Source organism: Flavobacterium sp., assembly GCF_043722275.1.
Classification (GTDB): domain Bacteria; phylum Bacteroidota; class Bacteroidia; order Flavobacteriales; family Flavobacteriaceae; genus Flavobacterium.
Genome location: NZ_JAYSPC010000065.1, coordinates 17,451 through 35,429 on the forward strand (window position 1 = coordinate 17,451; position 17,979 = coordinate 35,429).

The window sequence follows — 17,979 nt, forward strand, 5'->3', positions numbered from 1 at the left end:
TATTAAGAAAAAAAACCTGTTCAAGTGAATGAACAGGTTTTATATTGTTGTCGAAAATTAGTACAATTACAATTCTAAAGCACGTTTAGCGTCGCCATTCATCAATAATTCAACTGGATTTTCTAAAGCTTCTTTAACAGCAACTAAGAAACCAACAGACTCACGTCCGTCGATAATTCTGTGGTCATAAGAAAGGGCAACGTACATCATTGGGTGAATCTCCACTTTACCATTTACAGCAATTGGACGCTCAATAATATTGTGCATTCCTAAAATTCCTGATTGTGGAGGATTGATAATTGGAGTACTTAACATACTTCCAAAAACACCACCATTTGTAATTGTGAAAGTTCCGCCAGTCATATCGTCAACTGTAATTTGACCATCACGAGCTCTTAAAGCTAATCTTTTGATTTCAGCTTCAATTCCACGGAAAGTTAAGTTTTCGGCATTACGAACTACAGGAACCATTAAACCTTTAGGTCCTGAAACTGCGATAGAGATATCAGCAAAATCATAAGCGATTTTATAATCACCGTCCATCATTGAGTTTACATCAGGATATAATTCTAATGCTCTTGTAACTGCTTTTGTAAAGAAAGACATGTAACCTAAACCAAGACCACCATGTTTTGCCTTGAAAGCATCTTTGTATTCGTTACGAATCAAGTTGATTGGCGTCATGTTAACTTCGTTGAAAGTCGTTAACATTGCCGTTTCGTTTTTAGCAGCTACTAATCTCTCAGCAACTTTACGACGCAACATTGATAATTTTGTACGCTCAGATCCACGGTTTCCTCCAGTTGGAGTTCCCATAGAAGGCACTGCATTTACAGCATCATCTTTAGTGATTCTTCCGCCTTTACCAGTTCCTGAAACAGTTGCCGGTGCTATATTTTTTTCGTCTAATATTTTTCTTGCTGCCGGAGATGGAGTTCCAGATGCATAATTTGTAGCTGCCGGAGCTTGAGTTGGAGCTTTTGGCGCCTCAGCTTTTACTTCTGCTTTAGGTGCTTCAGCTTTTGGTCCCGAAGCTTCGGGACTAGCTGCCGGAGCATCACCTGCTGGTTTTACACCATCAGTATCAATTAAACAAACCACAGCTCCTACAGCAACTGCATCACCTTCTTCTGCTTTAAGCGTAATAATTCCGCTCATTTCAGCCGGTAATTCAAGAGTTGCTTTGTCTGAATCTACTTCAGCAATAGCTTGATCTTTTTCTACATAATCTCCGTCTTTTACTAACCAAGTTGCAATTTCAACTTCTTTTATTGATTCCCCTGGTGATGGGACTTTCATTTCTAAAATCATCTTTGTTTTTGTTTAAAGTTTTAATTGTTTAAAGTTTCATGTAATTAAACCTGAAAATTTAAACTTGAAACATTTTTTTATCTGAATAAATCTTTATCGAATACCATTCTAATTGCATCTGCATGACGACGTTTTGCACGTGTATAACTTCCTGATGCTGGTGCAGCGTAAGCTTTTAATGAAGCTAATCTCCATTTTACAAGATCAAAGTTCATTAACATAAAGCTGTAAGCTCCCATGTTTTTAGGTTCTTCCTGAGCCCAAACATAATCGTCAGCATTTGGATATTGTGCAATGATTGCTTTTAATTGCTCAACCGGTAAAGGGAATAATTGCTCAATACGAACAACTGCAACGTCATTTCTTCCGTTGTTTTCTCTTTCAGCAACAATATCATAGTAGAATTTACCTGTAACAAAAACTAAAGTTTTTACTGCTTTTTTATCTACTGTATTATCATCAATAGTTTCCTGGAAACTTCCTTTTTCTAAATCTTCGATATTAGAAACACATCTTGGATCACGCAATAAACTCTTTGGTGTAAATACAATAAGAGGTTTACGGAATTTCGTTTTCATTTGTCTTCTTAACAAGTGAAAGAAGTTGGCTGGAGTTGTACAATCTGCAACATACATGTTTTGTCTTGCGCAAAGTTGTAAATAACGCTCCATTCTTGCCGAAGAGTGTTCAGCTCCTTGGCCTTCGTATCCGTGAGGTAATAATAAAACAATACCGTTTTGGTTGTTCCATTTATCTTCACCACATGAAATATACTGGTCTAACATAATTTGAGCTCCATTAGAGAAATCTCCAAATTGTGCTTCCCAAATTGTTAATGCGTTTGGAGATGCTAATGCATATCCGTAATCAAAACCAAGAACTCCGTATTCTGATAATAATGAGTTGTAGATATTGAAATTTCCTTTTTTACCTTCAAGGTTATTAATAAGGATTACTTCTTCTTCAGAATCTTCAACTTTAACAACAGCATGACGGTGAGAGAAAGTACCACGCTCAACATCCTGACCTGAAATACGAATATCATAACCTTCCTGAAGTAATGATCCGTAAGCCAAATGTTCTGCCATTCCCCAATCTAATGAGTTGGTTTCGAAGAACATTGTTTTTCTGTCGTTGATTAATTTTTGAATTTTACTGATGAATTGTTTGTCTTCCGGTAAGTTAGAAATTGCATTTGCAACAGCAGTAAGACCTTCTCTTGAATATGAAGTATCTACTTTTTCAAGCATTTGCGTATCTGTTACCTGAACAAATCCATCCCATTCGTTTTTCATGAATGGAGTTATGATTGTCAAATCTTTTTTACGGGAAGCTTCTAAATTCTCCTCCATTGTAGATTTGTATTCTTTTTCTAAAGCATTTACATAAGATGCATCGATTACGCCGTCTGACAATAATTTCTCAGCATAAATATCTCTTGGATTTTTATGTTTTGAGATAATTTTATATAAAACGGGTTGTGTAAAACGAGGTTCATCACCTTCATTATGACCGTATTTTCTATATCCTAACAAGTCAATAAATACGTCACGACCAAATTGCATTCTGTAATCTAATGCAAAAGATATTGCGTGTACAACAGCTTCAGCATCATCAGCATTTACGTGTAAAACTGGCGAAAGCGTTACTTTAGCAACATCTGTACAATAAGTAGATGAACGGGCATCTAGGTAATTAGTTGTAAAACCAACCTGATTGTTGATTACTATATGAATTGTACCTCCGGTTTTGTAACCGTCAAGTTGAGCCATTTGAATGATTTCATACAAAATACCCTGACCTGCGATTGCAGCATCACCGTGAACGGCAATTGGCAATACTTTTGAGAAATCATTAGGGAAATATTTCTCTTGTTTTGCTCTTGTGATTCCTTCAATTACAGCTCCTACCGTTTCTAAGTGAGATGGGTTTGGTGCTAAATTGATATTGATATTTTTTCCTGTTCTTGTTTTTTTGTCAGCAGTTAGACCTAAGTGGTATTTTACGTCACCATCAAAATATTCCTGATCATAATCTTTACCGTCAAACTCACCAAAGATATCCTGAGTAGATTTGCCAAAGATGTTTGCTAAAACGTTCAAACGACCACGGTGAGCCATTCCCATTACGAATTGTTCAACACCTTTTTCAGCAGCTTGCTCAATCAAAGCATCAAGAGCCGGAATGATAGTTTCACCACCTTCTAATGAAAATCTTTTTTGACCTACATATTTAGTATGCAAGAAGTTCTCGAAAGAAACAGCTTGGTTTAATTTATCTAAAATGATTTTCTTTTCTTCAGAATTGAAGTTAGGCTGATTAACATTTACAGCTAATTTATCCTGAATCCATTTTACAACACCAGGATTTCTGATGTACATATATTCAATACCAATATGCTGGCAGTAAATAGATTGAAGACGCGTAACAATGTCTTGTAATGTAGATGGTCCCACTCCGATAGTCTGAGCAGCATCAAAAACTGTAGAAAGATCAGCAGTTGTTAATCCGAAATTCTCAATATCTAAAGTTGGAGAAGAAGTTCTACGATCACGAACCGGGTTTGTTTTAGTAAACAAATGTCCGCGGGTACGGTATCCATCAATTAATTTTAGAACGTTGAATTCTTTTTGCAGTTTTTCTGAAACCTGACTGTAATCTGTGTTTGGGCTAGTCACATATTCAACAATCTGTTGAACTGGATTTTCGTCATTATAAGTTGTTTGTCCAAAGTCGAAACCTTGAAAAAAACTTCTCCAGCTTGGCTCAACGCTATCTGGATTTACTAAATACTGATCGTATAATTGTGCGAAAAACTCTGTATGCGCTGCATTTAAAAATGAAAACCTATCCATAATATTAGTGAATATACTTTTTGTTAAATAGAATGGCAAAAGTACAACAATCGACTTTATTTAAACCTTTTTTTTACGTACTTTTACGTAAAAATTTGTTAAAAGTAGACTCAACTATGAATAAAATTCAATTTTCAATCGATTGCAAGAATTTATTTGTGATTTTGATAGTCTTATTCTCCAGTTCAGCAATTGCACAACAAAACTATGTAATTGACAACAGCAATCATTTTTGGGACAAGGTTCAATTTGGTGGAGGACTTGGTTTAGGGATAGGTTCCGGATACACAGATATCTCTGTAATGCCAAGCGCTATCTACAATATAAACGAAATTGTCGCGGTTGGTGTTGGCTTGCAATTTGGTTATTTATCATCAAAAAGCTACTATAACTCATTTGTTTATGGCGGAAGCGTGGTTGGTCTTGTAAACCCAATTCCTGAAATTCAATTATCTGCAGAACTAGAGCAAGTTCGCGTAAATACAGATTATAATTCGACTCCATACAGACCCAGTTATTCAGATAATTATTGGAATACAGCCTTATATTTAGGTGCGGGTTACAGAACCGGAAGCGTCACAATTGGCGCCCGTTATGATGTTTTGTATGATCCGAATAGAAGCCTTTACGGATCTGGATTTATGCCTTTTGTGAGAGTTTATTTTTAGGAGGTTCAAAGTTTCAGAGTGGCAAAGTTTCAAAGGTTTGAAAAGGAGTCTTTGTAAAAAAAAATATTATTTAAAGAGAGTCTTTCTTTCGGAAAGTACAGATTATACGAAACCGTAAACCCGACAGGTTTTTAAAACCTGTTGGGTTTAGCAACGATTGTTTTTTTATCCGAACTCGTCAGAAGGACAAGATTGTGGTTTATTGCGAAGAATGGATTAAAATCCATCCCTACAATATATTTTGTTCCTACGGAACTGCTTTTAGAAAATGCTGTGAAATAATCTATTTTGTAACAAAGCCCCAAGTCTTCGGAATAATACAATGACATTTTTACCAAATATTTAATTTCAAAAATATATCTCGGAGAGATTATCTATTGGTAGAACATTAATAAGACCACCAACATTTGTCCCATTTGAGACTAAACTGCATCTATAAATTTTAACGCAAGACAGAAAACCTTAGTAACTTAGAACCTTACCAACTCAGCAACTTTATTTAGAGTAATGATTCCTAAACCAAACCTTCTGCCATTCTCTTTTTAAAACTAAAAACGAAACCTGTTCGGCAAGAATCACCAAATCAGAACCATCCAATTTTTTTATTTCACTTTCGGATACATCTATAATATAAAGCAGGTTGAGATACTCAGCAAATTTGTATTGAATCATTCGGTAGATTTTTTCGTGAAGCTGAATTTTTAGTTCATCGGGAGAAATACTTAACGGAAAATCAATTCCTTCGTTTGCCAAATTAAAGTCCTTATTAATTTGCTCAATCAGACTTATATATAAATTTTCACTTTCGGCATCAGCCAATAAAAAATCGGTATTTTCAGGAATCGGAAACATTGATGCTTTTTAAGATTGAGGCAAAGTTAAAACTAAAAAATCATTTAACTGTCGATTCACGTTCAATGATTCTTGTAGGAAGTTCAATAATTTGATGCGTTACGGGGCGATGTTCTTTTATGTCGACAATTTCATCGATTAAAAGCGAAACAGCCTGATGTCCCATTTCGAATCCTGGCTGATCAATCGTGGTTAATTTTGGAGAAATAACCGTGCTCATAAACCAATTGCTAAAGCCAAAAACAGCCACTTGTTCAGGTGTTTTTATTCCGGCTTCGTTAAAATATTTAATAATCCCGATGGCTACCAAATCAGTTATCGCAAAAATGGCGTCGATATCCGGATTTTCGGTCATTATTTTTTGCGCATTTTCATAACCATCTTCAAAATCGGTATTATTATCACAAACGTAAACCAGTTTCGAATCGTACTCAATTCCGTGTGCTTCGAGCGCTCTTTTATAACCTAAAAAGCGATCAATCGAGTTTTGCGGAACATAGGAACCTCTAAAATGGGCAATTTTTTTAAATCCTTTATTAATAAGATATGTAACTGCATCATAAGCAGCTTTTGCATCGTTGATTACAACTTTCGAGCAATCTACTCTTTTTGCAATTTTATCAAATAAAACAACCGGAGTATTTTTGCGGATCGCTTCATTAATATGAGTGAAATCATCTGTTTCGTTTGAAAGCGACATTAAAACACCATCAACTCGTTTCTGAATCAAAAGAGCAAGCTGTTTCTTTTCCAGCTCATATTTTTCATTTGATTGTAATATAATGACAAGATATCCTCTTTTCTCAGCTTCATCCAGAATTCCATTTAAAACACTCGAAAAAAAGTGATGAACCGTAGCCGGAATAATAACACCAATGGTTTTGGTTTCATTGGTGCGCAAATTTACTGCAACAGAATTTGGCATGTAGTTCATGGTTTCTGCCATTTCAATCACCCTTGCACGTGTAGCTTTACTAATATCCGTATATCCTTTCAGGGCTTTTGAAACCGTGGTAACCGAAATTCCTAATGCCGAGGCTATATCTATTAATTTTGTGTCATTCATGAAATAAAAGTACTAAAAATAAACTGTATTGATAAATTTTTAAGTTCCGAAAACGTTTTAGGTGTTTTCGAAAACGTTTTCGATTTTAAATTCTTATATTCCTTATAATTAGTTACTAAGTTTGACAATGATAACCATAATTACTAACTAACCGAATAAAAAAATGAAAAAGCTACACCAATATTTAGGTACATTACTTTTGATGTTTTGCCTATTTTCTTTACCAAATAATTTGTTTGCGCAAAATCAAAATACTATTACCGGAAAAGTACTCGACGACAGCGGAGCAACAGTTCCAGGAGCAAATGTATCAATCAAGGAAACAGGTAAAAGCACTGTTACAGATGAAAACGGAGGATATTCATTCTCGAATATCGATGCAGGAACTTATACTATTGTTGCAACGAATGTAGGTTATAAAACCTTCGAGAAAAAAGTTGCAATAAAAGAAGGAGAATCCTTAGAGGCAAATTTACTTCTCGAAGGAGAATCACAAAGTTTAAACGAAGTTGTGGTGACGGGATCTTCGGCACCAAGATCAAAACTGGAATCCAGCGTTGCGATTACGACAATGGGAGCAAAAGCAATCGAAGACAGAGCGCCATCAAGTACGGCAGCTTTATTACAGACAATTCCGGGATTTGTGGTTGAAGCATCTGGAGGAGAAATAGGAAACAACCTTTTTGCAAGAGGAATTCCGTCTGCGGGAGCTTATGAATATGTACAAATTCAGGAAGACGGATTGCCGGTTTTTGAAGATGGAGCTTTGCAATTTGCCAACGCTGATACATTTTACAGACTTGACGAAACCGTAAGTAAAATGGAAGCCGTTCGTGGAGGTTCTGCATCAATTTTTGCAAACAATGCGCCTGGAGGAATTATCAATTTTATTTCTAAAACAGGACAAAATGAATTTAAAGGAAGAGCAAAATTCACAACTTCAGATTACGGAATGTTCAGAACTGATCTTAACTTATCAGGAGCTTTAATTAAAGACAAATTATTTTTTAATGTCGGCGGTTTTTACAGAGCTGATAATGGAGTAAGAAATACAGGTTTTACAGCAAATAAAGGCGGACAAATAAAAGGAAACATCACTTATAAATTTGATGACGACGATTATTTAAGAATCAATTTCAAACATCTTGATGACAGAAACACGTTCTATTTACCAATTCCGCTAAAAAGCAATAACGGAAAAATTGAAGGAATTCCGGGATTTAATCCAAATTACGGAACATTAACATCAGTAAATTTCAGTCGTTTGAATGTGCCTCAATACGGTGGCGGAACTTTTAGCGCAGATTTAGAAGATGGTTCTCACCCAATTATTAACTCAATTGGCGCTGAATTTAAAAAGAAAATATCGGAGAAAGTGACTTTCAAAAACTCTTTCAAACAAACGAATATTGATTTAAATTACAATGCTATTTTCCCAAATGGCGGACCTTGGACACAAGATGGTTATGCAACTAGCGTTCAAAACACAACTGCAAGTAATCTAACGTATTCTTATGTGGATAACGGTCAAACGCTGGATCCAAATGCTTTAATTATGAGAGCTGATCTTTGGCACATTGAGAAAAAGATGAACAATTTTGCGAACAATTTCTCTTTTAATTTTGATTTAGATCCTGTAAAATTAACGGCTGGTTACTATTATTCTAACTGGAAATCGAACCAATACTGGAACTGGAATTCTTATTTAGTTGGAGTTTCGGATAATCCAAGATTGTTGAACGTAAAAGACAATACAACCGGAGTTGATCATACCTGGAACGGTGTAGAAAGAATTACATGGCTTGAAAGAGACGCTCAAACAAAAGGACTTTTGAATGATATTTACGCTGACGCGGAAATTAAAGCCACAGATAATCTTACTTTCAATGCAGGTTTAAGATACAACAAAGACAAATATTCAGGTTACAGAGACAACGCAAGATTTTTTGCTGAAAACTTAGGACTTTTAGACAATAATACGGCCGATGATGCGGTGACAACTGTAAAAGGAAATCCGTATACATATTGGAGATATGATGTGAGCGAATGGTCATATACTGCGGCAGGAAATTATAAATTCAATGATAAAATGGCTTCTTATGCTCGTTACAGCCACGGTTTTAGATCACCAATTGAAGAATCATTTTATGATAATGCAGCAGATTTAAGTAAACTTCAAAATACAGAAGTGAATCAAATTGAATTGGGTTATAAATATGCTAATTCTTTCTTCTCTGTGAACGCGAATTTATTTCACATGGGATTAAAAAATGTGGCTTTCACCGATATTTTATCTGATGGAAGTTCTGAAAATAAATTTGCTGACGTAAACAATATTGGTCTTGAAGTAGAAACCAATGCAAGATACGAAATGGTAAAACTGAACTTTACATTCACCGTTCAAAAACCGGAATATGATAATTTTACAGGCACAAATGCTGATGGTTCTGCTTTTGATTTCAACGGAAATACAGCTCGTAGAATCCCTAAATTCTTCTGTAATTTAAGACCGGAAGTTGATATTACAAAAGATTTGACAGCGTATGTTCAGTTCTCTTATTATGATAAAAAATTCACGAATCAGGATAATAAACAAGTTTTACCGGCTTATAAAGAAGTTGGAGCAGGTTTAAATTATACCTATAATAATCTTCGTTTTGCGGTTGATGCTTCGAATTTATTCAACGAAATTGGTTTGACTGAAGGAGATCCAAGACAAACAACATCTGCGGCAAGCGATGTGTTTATGGCAAGACCTATTTTAGGACGTGCCTTTAGATTTTCGGTAGCGATTAATTTCTAAATTTATATTGTAAAGACACAATATTAAAGGTTTTATATAAAATTACGGGATCGTAGAGGCGCACAGCAGTGCGTCTCCGCACCGTAAGCAAACCACCACAACGAAAATCACATCCCAAAAAATGAAAAACCTAGGAATCAAAATCTCACTTTATCTCAATTATTTTGTCTTCGCTATTTTATTGAACAGCGTAGGCATTGTGATTTTAAAATCGCAGAAAAATTACGGAGTAGATGAAGTTCAGGCAAGTATTCTCGAAGCTTTTAAAGACATGCCCATTGCAATTGTATCTTTTTTTATCGCCTCCTTTTTGCCCCGAATCGGCTATAGAAAATCGATGTTGATAGGTTTAGGATTGGTTACTTTGGCTTGTATTTCTATGTATTTTGGAAATTCGTTTGACAATGCTAAAATTCTTTTTGCAACCGTTGGAGTTTCATTTGCTTTGATCAAAGTTTCCGTTTATTCGTTAATAGGAACCGTGACCGAAACCAAAAAAGAACACAACGCTTTAATGAGCAGTATTGAAGGTTTTTTTATGGTTGGTATTGCATTGGCATACTTTTTATTTCCGGCTTTTAATAACGAAAACGATCCTAATTCATGGTTGAATGTATATTGGTTTTTGGCAGGATTATCGTTTCTGTCGTTTCTGTTTTTACTTTTTGTAAAATTCGAAGAAGCCGAAATTTCTGCAGGAGCAAACCTTAAAGATGATTTCATGCAAATGTTCAAATTAATGGCAAAATTGCTGACTGTAATTTTTGTAATTAGTGTCTTTTTGTTTGTCATGATCGAACAGGGAATTTTGTCGTGGTTACCAACATTCAATACAAAAGTGCTTCATTTACCGGAGAATATCAGTATTATGATGGCGAGTATTTTAGCCATTTCATTAGCCATTGGAAGAATGATTGCAGGTATTGTAACTAAAAAAGTAAACTGGATCTGGGTTTTGAGTTTTTGTATATTTTGTGCCATGTTGATTGTGATTTTTGTACTTCCAAAAACAGTTGGATTAGAAGTCAAAAATATCAATACACTTTCGGATATTCCGTTAATTGGTTTTGCATTTCCATTAATCGGATTGTTTATTGCGCCTATTTATCCTTTATTAAATTCGATTGTATTAAGTGCTTTGCCAAAGAATTTACAAAGTTCAATGACAGGATTAATCGTGATTTTTTCTGCTCTAGGCGGAACATTAGGTTCCAGAATAACGGGTTGGCTTTTTAAAAATGAAGGACCGGAAAACGCATTTTATTTTACTTTAATTCCAATGTCTTTATTATTAATATCCTTTTTTATTCTTAAAAAAATAACTGCAAAAGATGAAATTTAAATTACATATAACCCAAACAATCGAAAAATTATTAGCTCAGGAAGATACTGATGGCGATAAAAAAATAACTATCGATGATAACGGGCCAAAAAAGTTTTTGCTGAATGGTGAAAACGGAAATTCTGCGGTTATTGAGGGAACTTATCAGCTTTCGAACTTATTGCAGGAACTTGCTTTGGCTAAAAAAAACAATACTGAATTTGCCGAAATTGATCTGAATGAAATCACCGAAGATCCCGTAAAACGAATTTCAGGAAAAATTAAAAACCTGTATTGGAAAGGTTTAACGAGAACAATTGATGCAAATGGCGTAAAGAAAATTCTGGAAGACAATAAGATCGAAAATGCGATTTCGTATTTGTATGTTCCTTTTGGCGATGAAATTGTTTTTGATTATTTCAAGAAATTAGAAGCCACAACTCCAAAGTTAAAAGTGGTACAAATGCCTAAAAATATTTCGCCGGAATATGTTTTATCGCTGAATAAAAAACCAGGAATTTTAGCATTGGCACTTCAAATTAAGAACAATGAAATTTCTGGCGTTCCGTTTGTTGTTCCCGGCGGAAGATTTAATGAAATGTACGGTTGGGACAGTTATTTTATTGCCAAAGGACTTTTGATTGATGATAAAATAGAACTGGCTTTAGGCATTGCCGAGAATTTTAAATACCAAATCGATCATTACGGAAAAATTCTAAACGCAAACAGAAGTTATTATTTAACCAGAACACAACCGCCACTTTATACGTCGTTAATTATTGATGTTTTAGAGAAATCTAATCCTGATATTTTCTGGATTGAAAGACATTTAAAAACGGCTATAAAAGAATACAAAACCGTTTGGATGGAAGAAGGAAAACGACTTACAGCAAACGGATTGAATCGCTATAAAGCCGAAGGAATCGGACTTCCGTTTGAGGTTGAAGAAGGTCATTTTGATGATATTCTGGAACAATATGCGCCGAAATACAATTTATCAACGCGTGAATTCGAAAAGAAATATCTCGAAAGAGAAGTTGTTGATGAAGAACTTGATAAGTATTTTATTCACGATCGCAGCATGCGAGAAAGTGGTCATGATACTACGAACAGATTAGTTGGAGTTTGTGCCAATTTAAATACCGTTGCAATCAATAGTTTGCTTTATAAATACGAAACAGATATTGCTTTTTTAATTAAGAAATATTTTAAAAATGAATTTCAGTATTTTGAGGATAAATCTTATTCAAGTGAATATTGGATTTCGAAAGCAGATTTGAGAAAAGAGAAAATTAATAATTTGTGCTGGAATGAAGAATCCGGCTGTTATCTCGATTATGATTTTGTAAACGAAAAGCAACATTTTTTTGAAGCTGCACCAACATTTTATCCGCTTTGGGCGAAAATAAGTACGCCGGAACAAGCCGAAATTTTGGTTAAAAAGACATTGCCAAGGTTTAAAATGAAAGGAGGAATTGCCGGATGTACCAAAGAATCAATTGCTGATGTTGATGAAAATGCACCAATCAGACAATGGGATTATCCGTTTGGGTGGGCACCGCATCAAATGCTTTTGTGGGAAGGTTTGTTGAATTATAATTTTAACGAAGAAGCACAGGAAATGGTATATCGCTGGCTTTGGCTGATTACCAGAAATGCGGTTGATTATAATGGAACCATACCGGAGAAGTTTGACTTGTCTATAAGTTCGCACAAGATCTTTGCAGAATACGGAAACGTAGGAACTGAGTTTGATTATATCACCGAAGAAGGTTTTGGCTGGATGAACGCTTCTTATCAATATGGATTGACAATTTTAGAAAATAATCTAAAACAAAAATTATCGGATTTAGTTGATCCGGATGAACTTTTCTAATGCCCTAAATGACAAACCCGACAGGTTTTTAAAAACCTGTCGGGTTTACTATGTAACGAGCCTTCGACTCCGCTCAGGGTGACACTCGTGATATCAGGCTCAGCGGAGTCGAAGCCCTTTTTAGTGCTTGAAAATGACAAACCCGACAGGTTTTTAATCCCGAGGCTTCGGGACTGTCGGGTTTATTATGTAAACGAGCCTTCGACTCTGCTCAGGATGACACTCGTGATGTCAGGCTGAGCGGAGTCGAAGCCCTTTTGAAAACTAAACTTTTCTTCCCATTAAGTTCTCACCAAATGTTCTTAAAATATCTTTCTTTTCAGCGTTAATATCCATTTCTTCTAAAGTTTCAAAAGCTCTAAAAGTGTACATTTCGATTGCTTCCTGCGTTGCTTTTGAAGCTCCTGTTTCATTAAAAATAGTTTTTGCAGTTGCTATTTTGTCAGTATTATTTTCTAATTGTAAACTGAATAATTTTTCTAATTCTGAAGCTTTTTCTGGAGATGAAAATTCACGAGCCTTGAGGTATAAATAGGTTTTTTTGTTGACAATAATATCTCCTCCAACTTGTTTTCCAAAAGTTTTAGGATCTCCAAAAGCATCTAAAAAATCATCTTGGAGTTGGAAAGCCAATCCTAAGTTTAATCCGAAATCATAAATTAAATCAGCTTCTTTTTCAGTAGTTTTAGCTACAATCGCGCCCATTTTCATGGCTGCTGCAACTAATACGGCTGTTTTATATTCGATCATTTTTAGATATTCCGGAATTGTAACATCGTTTCTTTTTTCAAAATCAACATCCCATTGTTGTCCTTCGCAAACTTCAAGAGCAGTTTTGCTGAATAATTTTGCTAAATCCCTAAAAACGATTGGTTCGTATTGTTCAAAATATTGATACGCAAGAATAAGCATCGCATCGCCGGAAAGAATTCCGGTATTCAAATCCCATTTTTCATGTACGGTTTCCTGTCCTCTTCGCAAAGGCGCATCATCCATAATATCATCGTGAACCAGTGAAAAGTTATGAAAAACCTCAACCGCCATTGCTGCCGGAAGTGCCACTTTATAATCAGTATCAAAAACTTCTGAAGCCATTAAAGTTAGTACGGGACGCATACGTTTTCCGCCCAGACCTAAAATATATTCAATGGGTTCATAAAGGTTTTTAGGCTCTTTGCTGATGCTTTGGTTTTCTAAATAATTGATAAAAAAATCCTGGTATTGGCTAATATCGTGCATAAAATATAATCTGAATTGCGAGCCTCAAAGATACAATTCATTATGAATTATTTCTTTCTTATAATTTTAAATCATAGTTTCCGTTTGAATTTTGTGGTTAATATGTTAATTTATAACATGTTAAATTTATTTTAAAAAAAACTCGGAAACTTTCTTGGTGTTTCGAGTTTCCTGTTTATATTTGCACTTTTAATTGGAAACTCTGAACACTAAAAAAGTTTCCTTAAGAGTTTTGAGTAATTTATAACCTCATTAAACCAGTAATTTATGAAAACAACATGGACCTTAGATTCTAGCCAATCAGATGTTTTAATTAAAATGAGACATTCGATAATTGCCTATATGGGAGGAACTACAAATAAATTTGATGGTTATGTGAATATTGAAGACAATGAAATTGAAGATGCTTCGGTTGAGTTTTCACTAGACATTAATAACAAAAAAGATAGTTTTCAACAAATAGACACGTATTTACAACTTCAGGATTTTTTTGATGTAAATGAGCATCCTATTATCAGTTTTAAATCGACTTCTTTTCAAAAAGTAAACAATAATATCAATTTCTTTAAAGGAGATTTGACTATAAAAGACGTAACCAGAGTGGTAGAACTTGATGCTGAGTTTATTGGTATTAATAATTACAATGGCGAGAAAAAAGTAGCTTTTGAAATTAAGGGAGATATTAAGCGTCAGGACTTTGGATTAGATTATAATTCGTTCAATCATAATGGCGGTTTAGCTTTAGGGAAAGATATTAAGCTTATCGCAAACTTAGAGTTTAGTATTTAAATCTTACACAATGAATAAATTAATGTAAAATTATTACAAAAATTACGGAAACTATTTTTCTAATTTTAGTTTCCTGAGTATATTTGTAATACAATTTGAAAATTAAGATGAAAGAGAAAATTATAGCAAAAGCAAGCGAGTTGTTTTTAAAGCTTGGTTTTAAAAGTGTTACGATGGACGATATTGCCGGAGAAATGTGTATTTCTAAAAAAACGATTTATAAATATTTCTGTAATAAGGAAGTTTTGATCGAAGAGAGCACATCGACAGTTCATCAACAAGTAAATGAGGTTATTGAAACTATTGTAGCGAAAAATTTTAATGCGATACATGAGAATTTTGAAATAAGAGAAATGTTTCGTGATATGTTTAAAAATGCAACGGATACTTCGCCTTTATATCAGTTAAAAAAGCATTATCCGGAAATTTATCAAAATATAATGACGAATGAAATAGATCAGTGTAATCATTATTTTAGAGATAATATCTTAAAAGGAATCCGCGAAGGTTTATACAGACCGGATTTGAATATAGATTTATATGTAAAATTTTATTACACACTTATTTTTCACATTAATGCAACTACGGTTTCTGAAAGAGAAGCACAAAAAGTAGAATTAGAAGCTTTGGAATACCATACAAGAGCTATGGCAACCGAAAAAGGAATACTGGAATTAGAAAAACAACTTAAAAAAATTATCATTTAATCATCAATCTATGAAACGAATAATTCTTATATTTTTGTGTTCAATTGGCTTGTCTGCCAGCGCACAAGTCAAAACACTAACCCTGAAAGATGCTATTTTATATGCGCTTGAAAATAAAGCAGATGCAAAAAAAGCAAAACTGGAGGTTGAAAATAGTGAGTATAAAATTCAGGAAGTACGTTCAAGAGCGTTACCTCAAATTTCTGCAAACGGAAGTTTAACTTACAATCCGGTAATACAAACTACAGTTATTGACGGAGCTGGTTTTGGTGCTCCGGGAACTACAATTCAGGCGGCATTTGGTCAAAAATGGACTTCGGGCGCAGGACTTGCATTAACTCAGACAATATTTGATCAATCTGTTTTTACAGGATTAAGAGCCGCAAGATCTACACGCGAATTCTATCAAATAAACAATCAATTAACAGAAGAACAAGTAATTGAAAGAGTTGCTAATAACTATTATTCTGTTTATGTACAACGCGAAAGATTAGTTTTATTAGACAGTAATTATGTTAATACAAGCAAAGTTCGTGATATTGTAAAAGGACAATTTGATAACGGTCTTGCTAAAAAAATTGACTTAGATCGTATCGTAGTTAAAATGTCAAACATTGATACAGAACGTCAACAAATTAAAAATCAAATTACATTACAGGAAAACGCTTTGAAGTTTTATATGGGAATGCCTATAGAAACTGTAATTGATATTCCAAAAGAAGAATTTGAAGTGATTCCTGCTGCATTAACAGAAACGCCTAATACAGAAACTAGAACAGAATATTTGCTTTTGAAAAAACAAGAAGAGCTTTTAGTATTCAATAAAAAAGCTGTTGAAGCTGGATATTATCCTACGCTTTCGTTAACTGCCGGTTACAATTATATTGGTCAGGGTCCGGAAATGCCTTGGTTTGCAAAACCTAAAGATGGCGTTTACTGGTCAGATTATTCTGCAATTGGATTAAACTTACACGTACCAATTTTTACAGGATTTGGAACTCGTGCTAAAGTAAGACAAGCCGATGTACAAATCAGATCGCTTCAGGAAGATATTAAGGACACGAAACTTTCACTTGATTTAGATTACAGAAATGCAGTTGCTGATATGGAAAATAACCTTATCACGATCGAGAATCAAAAAGAAAATATGCGTTTAGCGACTGAAATCCTAAGCGATACAAAAAACAATTATCTTCAGGGATTGGCTTCATTAACAGATTTATTAGATTCTGAAAATGCACAACTTGAAGCTCAAAATAACTACACAAGAGCAATATTGAATTACAAAATTGCCGAAGTAGCACTAATCAAATCAAAAGGCGAACTTAAAACTCTTATTAAATAACTAAACAAAATGAAGAAAACTATTATAACAATCGTAATCATAATTGCAGCCCTTGGTGTGATTGGATATGTCTTAAATAATAATAAGAAAGAGAATAAAGCTAAAACTGATATCGTAGCCGAGAAAAATGCTGCAATTTCAGTAAAAGTAGCTCCCGTTAAAACAGAAGAAGTTTCATTAGATTTCGTTACAAACGGAAACTTTCAACCTATCCAACAATTGACTTTCTCTGCTGAAAAATCTGGAAAAGTAATTAGTGTTTTGGCTAAAGAAGGAGATTACGTAAAAGTAGGTCAGACTTTATTAACAATGAGAGGTGACGTTATTAATGTAAGTGCACAACAAGCACAAGCAGTTTATCAAAATGCAAAATCTGATTATGCAAGATATGAAAATGCATATAAAACAGGTGGAGTTACTAAACAACAAGTAGATCAGGCAAAATTAGCATTAACAAATGCTCAGTCTAGTTTGACACAAGCTAATATTAATGTTGGAGACACAAGAGTAAAAGCGCCAATTAGCGGATTCATCAATAAAAAATACATTGAGCCGGGATCTATCCTGACAGGAATGCCTGCAACTGCCTTGTATGATATTGTAAATGTTTCTAAACTAAAATTAGTAGTTACAGTAAATGAAACTCAGGTAGCAAGTTTAAAAAAAGGAGACAATGTTAATGTAACAGCGAGTGTTTATCCGGATAAAACTTTTACAGGAAAAATTACTTTTATTGCTGCAAAAGCAGATGAATCTTTAAGTTTTCCGGTTGAAATTGAAATTGCAAATAACTCAAACAATGACCTTAAAGCAGGTATGTACGGAACTGCAAATTTTGCATCAAAACAACAAAAACAACACTTAATGGTTGTGCCGCGTAATGCATTTGTAGGAAGTGTGAGCAGTAACGAAATTTTTGTAGTTGAAAATGGTATTGCAAAATTAAAGAAAGTAACTGCGGGAAGAATTTTAGGAGATCAGGTAGAAATTGTAAATGGATTGTCTGACGGAGAAATTGTAATTGTTACAGGACAAATTAACTTACAAGACGGTAATACAGTAGAAATTATTAAATAATTTAAAGCATTAAGCTATACGCCATAAGCATCAAGCTTATTGCCTAAAGCCTACAGCCTAAAGCAACAAA

General features: G+C 34.3%; 13 protein-coding genes. 8 read left to right on the plus strand and 5 right to left on the minus strand.

Annotation, left to right across the window (positions count from 1 at the left end):
- Positions 1-66: 66 nt before the first annotated feature.
- Both odhB and ACHZDT_RS09320 read right to left on the minus strand, forming a co-directional pair.
- Positions 67-1,311, minus strand: coding sequence for a 2-oxoglutarate dehydrogenase complex dihydrolipoyllysine-residue succinyltransferase (odhB, locus tag ACHZDT_RS09315; RefSeq protein ID WP_394774350.1), 1,245 nt, complete (start codon positions 1,309-1,311; stop codon positions 67-69).
- A 77-nt stretch (positions 1,312-1,388) separates the two neighbouring features.
- Positions 1,389-4,166, minus strand: coding sequence for a 2-oxoglutarate dehydrogenase E1 component (locus ACHZDT_RS09320; protein ID WP_394774351.1), 2,778 nt, complete (start codon positions 4,164-4,166; stop codon positions 1,389-1,391).
- A gap of 116 nt (positions 4,167-4,282) precedes the next feature.
- Here ACHZDT_RS09320 and ACHZDT_RS09325 point away from each other — a divergent pair, with 116 nt between their 5' ends.
- Entirely contained in the window at positions 4,283-4,834 is a 552-nt protein-coding gene (locus tag ACHZDT_RS09325) for a hypothetical protein (protein WP_394774352.1), read from the plus strand.
- A 495-nt stretch (positions 4,835-5,329) separates the two neighbouring features.
- On the opposite strand, the gene ACHZDT_RS09330 is transcribed toward ACHZDT_RS09325, so the two are convergent.
- Both ACHZDT_RS09330 and ACHZDT_RS09335 read right to left on the minus strand, forming a co-directional pair.
- Positions 5,330-5,686, minus strand: coding sequence for a hypothetical protein (locus tag ACHZDT_RS09330; RefSeq protein ID WP_394774353.1), 357 nt, complete (start codon positions 5,684-5,686; stop codon positions 5,330-5,332).
- A gap of 40 nt (positions 5,687-5,726) precedes the next feature.
- The gene (locus ACHZDT_RS09335; RefSeq protein ID WP_394774354.1) at positions 5,727-6,752 is read right to left on the minus strand and encodes a LacI family DNA-binding transcriptional regulator; all 1,026 of its coding nucleotides are present in this window, start codon (positions 6,750-6,752) and stop codon (positions 5,727-5,729) included.
- Positions 6,753-6,915: 163 nt separating this feature from the next.
- On the opposite strand from ACHZDT_RS09335, the gene ACHZDT_RS09340 reads away from it, so the two are divergent.
- The 3 genes from ACHZDT_RS09340 (at position 6,916) to ACHZDT_RS09350 (ending at position 12,752) form a co-directional block, all read left to right on the plus strand.
- A complete protein-coding gene (locus tag ACHZDT_RS09340; RefSeq protein ID WP_394774355.1) occupies positions 6,916-9,555 on the plus strand; it encodes a TonB-dependent receptor in 2,640 nt (879 codons plus the stop codon).
- Positions 9,556-9,676: 121 nt separating this feature from the next.
- Positions 9,677-10,897: an MFS transporter gene (locus tag ACHZDT_RS09345; protein WP_394774356.1), complete on the plus strand. Its 1,221-nt coding sequence runs from the start codon at positions 9,677-9,679 to the stop codon at positions 10,895-10,897.
- The gene (locus tag ACHZDT_RS09350) at positions 10,887-12,752 is read left to right on the plus strand and encodes a trehalase family glycosidase (RefSeq protein ID WP_394774357.1); all 1,866 of its coding nucleotides are present in this window, start codon (positions 10,887-10,889) and stop codon (positions 12,750-12,752) included. Before ACHZDT_RS09345 ends, ACHZDT_RS09350 begins: the two co-directional genes overlap by 11 nt.
- A gap of 264 nt (positions 12,753-13,016) precedes the next feature.
- Here ACHZDT_RS09350 and ACHZDT_RS09355 read toward each other — a convergent pair whose 3' ends face one another.
- Entirely contained in the window at positions 13,017-13,991 is a 975-nt protein-coding gene (locus ACHZDT_RS09355) for a polyprenyl synthetase family protein (RefSeq protein WP_394774358.1), read from the minus strand.
- 267 nt (positions 13,992-14,258) lie between these two features.
- Between ACHZDT_RS09355 and ACHZDT_RS09360 the strand changes: the two genes are divergently transcribed.
- The 4 genes from ACHZDT_RS09360 (at position 14,259) to ACHZDT_RS09375 (ending at position 17,909) form a co-directional block, all read left to right on the plus strand.
- Positions 14,259-14,780 (plus strand): YceI family protein, encoded by a 522-nt coding sequence (locus ACHZDT_RS09360; RefSeq protein WP_394774359.1) that lies wholly within the window; start codon positions 14,259-14,261, stop codon positions 14,778-14,780.
- A 107-nt stretch (positions 14,781-14,887) separates the two neighbouring features.
- Entirely contained in the window at positions 14,888-15,487 is a 600-nt protein-coding gene (locus ACHZDT_RS09365) for a TetR/AcrR family transcriptional regulator (protein ID WP_394774361.1), read from the plus strand.
- Between the two features lie 10 nt (positions 15,488-15,497).
- Positions 15,498-16,832: a TolC family protein gene (locus tag ACHZDT_RS09370; protein ID WP_394774362.1), complete on the plus strand. Its 1,335-nt coding sequence runs from the start codon at positions 15,498-15,500 to the stop codon at positions 16,830-16,832.
- Positions 16,833-16,841: 9 nt separating this feature from the next.
- The gene (locus tag ACHZDT_RS09375; RefSeq protein ID WP_394774363.1) at positions 16,842-17,909 is read left to right on the plus strand and encodes an efflux RND transporter periplasmic adaptor subunit; all 1,068 of its coding nucleotides are present in this window, start codon (positions 16,842-16,844) and stop codon (positions 17,907-17,909) included.
- Positions 17,910-17,979 lie beyond the last annotated feature (70 nt).